6 protein-coding genes are annotated in these 5,870 nt (G+C 76.0%); 2 read left to right on the top strand and 4 right to left on the bottom strand.

Annotated elements, in window-relative coordinates; genetic code table 11:
• A partial coding sequence (locus AKI01S_RS54540; RefSeq protein WP_157420723.1) for a PP2C family protein-serine/threonine phosphatase occupies nucleotides 1-1,661 on the top strand: 1,661 nt, incomplete at its 5' end.
• Nucleotides 1,662-1,687: 26 nt separating this feature from the next.
• Here the strand turns inward: AKI01S_RS54540 and AKI01S_RS47850 are convergent.
• Nucleotides 1,688-2,128 carry a MarR family winged helix-turn-helix transcriptional regulator gene (locus tag AKI01S_RS47850; protein WP_245682095.1) on the bottom strand — a complete coding sequence of 147 codons (441 nt, stop codon included), beginning with the start codon at nucleotides 2,126-2,128 and terminating at the stop codon, nucleotides 1,688-1,690.
• 158 nt (nucleotides 2,129-2,286) lie between these two features.
• Between AKI01S_RS47850 and AKI01S_RS47845 the strand changes: the two genes are divergently transcribed.
• Nucleotides 2,287-3,501 (top strand): PP2C family protein-serine/threonine phosphatase, encoded by a 1,215-nt coding sequence (locus AKI01S_RS47845; protein WP_067833595.1) that lies wholly within the window; start codon nucleotides 2,287-2,289, stop codon nucleotides 3,499-3,501.
• Between the two features lie 4 nt (nucleotides 3,502-3,505).
• Here the strand turns inward: AKI01S_RS47845 and AKI01S_RS47840 are convergent, their stop codons facing one another.
• The 3 genes from AKI01S_RS47840 to AKI01S_RS52385 form a co-directional block, all read right to left on the bottom strand.
• Nucleotides 3,506-4,498, bottom strand: a complete 993-nt coding sequence (locus AKI01S_RS47840) for a YbgA family protein (RefSeq protein ID WP_245682094.1) — start codon at nucleotides 4,496-4,498, stop codon at nucleotides 3,506-3,508.
• Nucleotides 4,499-4,517: 19 nt separating this feature from the next.
• Entirely contained in the window at nucleotides 4,518-5,084 is a 567-nt protein-coding gene (locus AKI01S_RS47835) for an RNA polymerase sigma factor (RefSeq protein ID WP_084000969.1), read from the bottom strand.
• A 132-nt stretch (nucleotides 5,085-5,216) separates the two neighbouring features.
• The coding region (locus AKI01S_RS52385) for a B12-binding domain-containing protein (RefSeq protein WP_067833592.1) at nucleotides 5,217-5,870 on the bottom strand (654 nt) is incomplete at its 5' end.

Here is a 5,870-nt window from a genome sequence, read left to right as displayed (position 1 = left end):
GGCGGGCCGGCGTGCCGGTCGCCGAGCAGGCGGTCCTGGTCCCGGCGGTCCGGGAGGCGGCCGGACGGCATCCCACCGCGACGCTCCTGGTCGCCCTGACCGGCAAGGGCCCCGGCCGCCGGCTTCGCGCCGAGTTCCACGACGGGTCCGGCGACGCCGCGCCCGTGGCGGTGTGCGCGGCCGCCGCCCCCGAGGGGGCGGCGGCGGATCCCGGGGAGGACGGCCCGCTCGCCGACGCGCGCGGGCTGCTGGACCTGCTCGCCGAGCAGCGCTCCCGGCTGGACTGGTACCACCAGGAGCTCGACCGCACCGACCGGGGCACCCTGGAGCTGCACGCCGAGCTGGTCCAGGCCTCCGAACGGCTCCACCAGGCGGGCGAGGTCCAGGCGCACCTGCTGGAGGCCGAGCGGCACGCCCGCGCCACCGCCGAGAGCGCCCGCGCGCGCCTGTCGTTCCTGGCCCACGCCGGGGCCACCCTGTCGGCGTCGCTGGACCACGCCCAGATCCTCGGCCGCCTGCACGCGCTGCTGGAGGCACAGCAGGTCGCCCGGCCGACCGTGTGGCTGGACGACGGCGACCGCCCCCTGGTGCCCTTCGCCGCCGACGGCGTGCCCGCCCCGCCGCGGCGGCCCCCCGAGGCCGCGCACCGGGCGTACCTGACCGGCCGCGCGCACCACGCCACCCCGCATCCGCCGCTGGAGGTGCCGGAGCTGACGGGCGTCACCGCCGACACCGAGCTGCTGGCGTTCCCGTTGATCTCGCGGGGCCGGGTGTTCGGCGTGGCGGCCTACGCCCCGGTGGCGGCCCCGTTCACCGCCGACGACGTGGCCGTCTACGGGGAGCTGACACGGGTGAGCGCCGCCGCCCTCGACAACGCCATGCGCTACGAGTACGAACACGGCGTGGCGCAGCGCCTCCAGGAGGCGATGCTGACCGATCTCCCGGCGGCGGGGCGGCTGCGGTTCGCGGCCCGCTACCTGCCCGCCGAGGCCGGGCTGAACGTCGGCGGCGACTGGTACGACGCGTTCGACCGGTCCGACGGGCACGCGGTCGCCGCGATCGGCGACGTCACCGGGCACGGGCTGCGCGCCGCCACCCTGATGGGCCAGCTGCGGACCGCGCTGCGCGCCTACGCGCTGGAGGCCGCCGCCCCCGACGAGGTGCTGACGCGGATGCACCGGATGCTCGTCCAGTTCCAGCCCGACGACCTGGCCACCGCGCTGCTGTTGCAGGTCGCCCCCGGAGGGCGGCTGCGCTGGGCCAACGCGGGCCACCCGCCGCCGCTGCTGCGCGGCCCCGACGGGCGCGTGCGGGTCCTGCGCGGCAGCGAACCGCTGCTGGGCGCGCCGGTGGACCCGTTCGCCTACCGGACCCGGACCGCCGAGCTGGTACCGGGCTCGACCGTGCTGCTGTACACCGACGGGCTGATCGAACGCCGCGAGCGCACCCTGGAGGTGGGGCTGCGGCGGCTGTCCCAGGTGTTCGCCGCCGCCACCGGCGGGCTGGAGGAGGTCGCCGACGCGGTGCTGGCGGAGATGCTGGGCGACGGCATCCGGGAGGACGACACCTGCCTGCTACTGTGCGGGGCGGTCCCGGCGCGGTGCGAGGGGCGCGACGACGGGCACGACGACGGCCTCCGCCTGGCCTCGGACCCGGCGTGAGGGCACCCGGCGCGGGTCATCGCCGCTCAGGCGGGCATGGAGAACCCGAGGGGTGCCTCCCCCCGCTGCCGGACGACGGCCTCGTGGAAACGTTCCAGGCCCAGCCGCAGCGCGGCGCGGTCGTCGGTGTCCATCCCGGCCAGCACCTCGACCAGGGCTCCGCGGCGCACGCGTCGCAGGTCCGCCAGCAGATCGGCACCGCGCGGGGTGAGCCGCAGCGTGATGGCGCGCCGGTCGGGGCCGGGGACGCGCTCCAGCAGCCCGGTGGCCTCCAGCCGCCCGCACAGCCTGCTGGCCGACGACAGCAGCGCCCCCAGCTCGGTGGCGACCCCGGTAACGTTGATACTGCCGTAGCGCTCCACGACGAAGAGAACCCGCAGCTGGGTGGCCGGAACCGGCGCGTTGAGATGGCCTCCCGACCACACCGACGCCAACGTTCCCGCCGGCCCGTCCAGAACGGCCGCCAACCGTTCAAGGTCATCCGAGGGAGAGCGAACTCGTCGCGATGCGGCCATGGCCCCACTGTTACACATCTCCGTCTTCCGCGAGACACTCGATTTCACAACGCTCGCCTCGGCCCGCCACCCGGCCCGACCCAGGCGGCCCGACCCCTGAGGCGACGCCCATGATGACCGACCGGCTCTCCACCCTTGACCTGGCGTTGTGGCAGGCCCGGCCGCACGCGGTCGCCGACGCCGCCCGCGCGGCCCTCATCACCGCCTTCGACGCCCGCGGCGTCACGGTCTCCCTGGTCGACTACCAGGTCTCCCACCTGGTCCCGGCCGCGCCGGAGGCCGAGCCGTTCCCCATCGAGAACACCCTGCCCGGCCGGGCGTTCGCGTCCCAGCAGACCGTGCACGACGAGCGCCCCGGCGGTCACGACCTGCACCTGCCCCTCAGCATCTACGGGGACCGGCTGGGGGTGCTGACGGTCACGTTCGAGGAGCCCCCGGGCCCGGACGAGGTCGGCGAGCTGACGGCGGCCGCCACGGTCCTGGCGCGCGCGCTGGCGGTCGCCGACACCCGCACCGACGTGTTCCGCCGCATGCGGCGGAGCAGCCGCCTGACGCTGGCCGCCGAGATCCAGTGGGAGCTGCTGCCCGGCCGCGCCTGCGTGGCCGACGAGTTCGAGCTGGCGGGCCAGCTGGAGCCCGCCTACACGGTGTGGGGGGACAACTTCGACTGGTCGGCGTCCTCCGACCACCTCGTCGTCAGCGTCACCAACGGCATGGGGCAGGGCATCGAGGCGGCGCTGCTGACCCATCTGACGATCGGGGCGCTGCGCAACGCCCGCCGTTCCGGCGCCGACCTGCCCGAGCAGGCCGCGCTCGCCAACGAGGCGATCTGCGCCCAGCACGGCGGGAACAAGCACGTCGGCACGTTGCTGCTGCGGTTCGACCTGGAGAGCGGCCAGGTCCGCGCGATCGACGCCGGGTCGCCGCGGATCTACCGGCTGCGCGGCGGGGCGGTCGCGCCGATCACGCTGGACCAGCAGCTTCCGCTGGGGATGTTCAACGACACCGAGTACGTCGAGCAGGAGTTCTCGCTGCTCCGGGGCGACCGGCTGGTGATCGTCAGCGACGGGATGCACGACTCGCTGTCGTCGAGCGGCGAGCCGTACGGCACGTTCAGCCTGCCGCGCGCGCTGGCCCGCACCCGCATGCAGAACCCGCCGGAGGTCGTCCGCACCCTGGTCCGGGAGCTGCTCTCCCACACCCCGGAGGCCCGGCTGTCGGACGACGCGGTGATCGTGTGCCTGGACTGGACGGGCCGCGTCGCCGAGCCCGGCACGGCCGCGCCGTCCGCGTTCGACGGGGAGCCCGAGCCCGAGCCGGTGTGACCGGTCACCGCAGGTGCGGGACCAGCTCGGCCGGGTAGGGCTCGAAGTAGGTCTGGGCGTCCAGGTAGGCGATGTCCTCGCCGCGCGCGTGGTGGCGCAGCAGCGTCATCGGGACGTCCAGCGGGACCTCGCCGCGCCCGTAGGCGTCGATCACGCCGGTGAGGTCGCGGCGGCGCGCGTCGTCCAGGCGGCGGCTCATCGGGCTGTAGAGGTGCAGCAGCGCGTTGACGTGGCGGCCCCGGCCCGGCCGGATCGCGAACGCCTCGGCGAACAGGGCGGCGTACTCGGCCGCCAGCCCGTCGCGGTCCCCGGTGCCCGCCCGCGCGACCAGCCGTCCCGCGTGGCGGTAGCGGTCCGGGTCGTGGGCCAGGTACTGGAGTTTGTGCGCCGAGTGGAAGGCGACCAGGTCGCGGGGCGTCCAGTCGCCGTCCAGCAGGGCGCGCAGCCGGGCGTGCGCGAAGATCCGTTCGACGAAGTGGGCGCGCAGCACCGCGTCGTTGAGGCGGCCGTCCTCCTCGACGGCCAGCGTCGGCCGCAGCCGCGTCAGACGCTCAGCGAAGATCCCCTGGCTGCGCCGGTCGACGGGCATCCCGCCCTTGTAGCGGGTGACGCCGCGCGGGCCGCAGCTCGGCGAACGCGACTTGAGCACCCAGCCGTCCAGGCCGGTGAGCTCGGCGGCGCGGCGCTCGGCCAGCGCGACCATGGCGTCGGTGTGGTCGGCCGATCCGTCCCCGGTGGTGAGCCGGACCTCCCCGTCGCGCTCGACCAGCCGCAGCGTCGGCCGGGGCGCGCCGAGCCCGATCTCCATCTCCGGGCACACCGACACCCAGTCCACGTACGCGTCCAGCACGTCCGCCAGGAAGCGGCTGCGGCTGTGGCCGCCGTTGTAGCGGACGGGCTCGCCGAGCAGGCAGCCCGACACCGCGACCCGGGGCCGGACCTGGGCGGGACGCGGGATGGGCGCGGGCTTGTCCTTGGTGCGGCGGTGTCCGGTCACGGCTCTCCTCCCGCTGGTCTCAGGCGTCGAGCAGGGTGCTCAGCCGGTGCAGGCCCCGGGCGGTGCGGGCCTTGACGGTGCCGAGCGGCGCGCCCAGGCGGCCGGCGATCTCGCGTTGCGTCAGGTCGCCGAAGTAGGCCAGCCCGATCGCCTCGCGTTGCGGGGCGGGCAGGGCGGCCAGGGCGCGGCGGACGTCCTGCTCGCGGGCGACGCGTTCGGCGGTGTCCTCGCCGTGGCAGGCGCGTTCGGCGTGGGCGAGCGGAACGGTCGGCGGCGGGCAGGCGCGCAGGTGGTCGACCGCGCGGCGGCGGGCGATGGTGAACGCCCACGCCTCCAGCCCGCGGGCGGGGTCGAGCCGGTCGCGGCAGCGCCACAGCTCCATCAGCACCGACTGGAGCACGTCGTCCACCAGGTCGGCGGGCACCCGGCCGCCCAGGTAGCGGCGCAGCGCCGGGCCGAGCGCCGCGTGGCAGCCCGCCAGCGCCGTCTCGTCGCCCGCGGCCAGCCGTCCGGCCAGGTCCAGGTCGGCGGGCTCGCCGGGCCCCCTCCGACCCGGCGAGCCCTGGTCCGTCGTCGCTTGTTCCATGAGCGCCCCTCCAAGCGAAAACTTCTTCAAAACTTGTTCATATCCAGAATCGGGTCAGCGGACAACCCGTTCCCGGCAAATTTCGGCTCCGGTTCCGGGCGGATGTCCGGCGAGGGGGTCGAGGAAGGGGCGTCAGAGCGCCAGGACGGCGCGGATCTCGGCCAGCGCCCGGGGAAGGCTGTGGACGCGCACCGCGCCCTCGGGCGGGTCCCCGATCCAGCCGGGACCGCCCAGCAGGAGGCGGGCCGCCGGGCGGGTGCGCGGCAGGTCGCCCAGCGGCGCGGCGTCGCCGGTCTCCGGCATCGACGACCACACGAACACCGCCGCCGGGCCGAGGCCGCGCACCGCCTCGGCCAGCGACGGGTAGGGCACCCGCGCGCCCAGCACCCGCACCGCCGCGCCCTCCCGGGCGAGCGCGGCCCCGAGCGCGTGGACCGGCAGCGAGTGCTGCTCCTCGGGCGCGCAGGCCAGCAGCACCGGACGGTGGGTGACCGGCGGCGGCGCGAGCGCGATCTCCCCGGCCAGCGCCCCCAGCACGCAGCCCGACAGCAGATGCTCGACCTCGATGATCGCGCCGGTGGCGGCGTGCCGTTCACCGATGCCGATCAGCACCGGGGCCAGCAGCTCCTGCCAGGCGCGCTCCACGCCGTGCTCGCGCAGCGCGCCGGTGACGATCCGCTGGATCTCGACGGCGTCCATCGCCATCGCGGCCCGCCCCAGCGCCCGGGTGGCGGGCGTCGCGCCCGGCACCGCCAGCCGCGCGCCGCGGCTCCCCCGGACGGGCCC

The sequence above is a fragment of the Actinomadura kijaniata NBRC 14229 genome, assembly GCF_001552175.1.
Lineage (GTDB): Bacteria > Actinomycetota > Actinomycetes > Streptosporangiales > Streptosporangiaceae > Spirillospora > Spirillospora kijaniata.
Note: the sequence above shows the minus strand (reverse complement) of the source record. Positions and strands in the feature narration are given on the sequence as shown.